The sequence below is a fragment of the Tritonibacter sp. SIMBA_163 genome, from assembly GCF_046535935.1.
GTDB lineage: Bacteria > Pseudomonadota > Alphaproteobacteria > Rhodobacterales > Rhodobacteraceae > Epibacterium > Epibacterium scottomollicae.
In genome coordinates this window covers 1-1,241 of the sequence record NZ_JAWJBP010000066.1, presented here as the reverse complement: position 1 = coordinate 1,241, position 1,241 = coordinate 1, and the positions used below count along the sequence as shown (strand labels likewise).

The 1,241-nt window shown below is 52.6% G+C and carries 1 rRNA gene; it reads right to left on the bottom strand.

Annotated elements, in window-relative coordinates:
• Positions 1–1,241: ribosomal RNA gene (locus R0J92_RS21375) — 23S ribosomal RNA — on the bottom strand; the annotation flags it as partial.

Below are 1,241 nucleotides of genomic sequence, written 5' to 3'. Positions count from 1 at the left end.
CACAGCTCAGCCTTCACGATAAGCGGATTTGCCTACTTATCAGCCTAACTGCTTGGACGTGCACAACCAATCGCACGCTTCTTCTATCCTTCTGCGTCCCTCCATTGCTCAAACGATAAAGAGGTGGTACAGGAATATCAACCTGTTGTCCATCGCCTACGCCTGTCGGCCTCGGCTTAGGTCCTGACTAACCCTGAGCGGACGAGCCTTCCTCAGGAAACCTTAGGCATTCGGTGGACGGGATTCTCACCCGTCTTTCGCTACTCATACCGGCATTCTCACTTCTAAGCGCTCCACCAGTCCTTCCGGTCTGGCTTCACAGCCCTTAGAACGCTCTCCTACCACTGTTCGAAGAACAAGTCCGCAGCTTCGGTGATACGTTTAGCCCCGGTACATTTTCGGCGCAGAGTCACTCGACCAGTGAGCTATTACGCACTCTTTAAATGGTGGCTGCTTCTAAGCCAACATCCTGGTTGTCTAAGCAACGCCACATCCTTTTCCACTTAACGGATATTTGGGGACCTTAGCTGGTGGTCTGGGCTGTTTCCCTCTTGACTACGGATCTTATCACTCGCAGTCTGACTCCTAAGGATAAGTCATTGGCATTCGGAGTTTGGCTGAATTCGGTAATCCGATGAGGACCCCTAGTTCAATCAGTGCTCTACCTCCAAGACTCTTACACTTAAGGCTAGCCCTAAAGCTATTTCGGGGAGAACCAGCTATCTCCAGGTTCGATTGGAATTTCTCCGCTACCCACACCTCATCCCCGCACTTTTCAACGTGCGTGGGTTCGGGCCTCCATTCAGTGTTACCTGAACTTCACCCTGGACATGGGTAGATCACCTGGTTTCGGGTCTACGACCACGTACTCATGCGCCCTATTCAGACTCGCTTTCGCTGCGGCTCCGCATCTTCTGCTTAACCTTGCACGGGATCGTAACTCGCCGGTTCATTCTACAAAAGGCACGCCATCACCCGTTAACGGGCTCTGACTACTTGTAGGCACACGGTTTCAGGATCTATTTCACTCCCCTTCCGGGGTGCTTTTCACCTTTCCCTCACGGTACTGGTTCACTATCGGTCACTAGGGAGTATTTAGCCTTGGGAGATGGTCCTCCCGGATTCCGACGGAATTTCTCGTGTTCCGCCGTACTCAGGATCCACTCTGGAGAGAACGAACTTTCAGCTACGGGGCTGTTACCCTGTCTCGCGGACCGTTCCAGGTCGCTTCGCTTAATCCG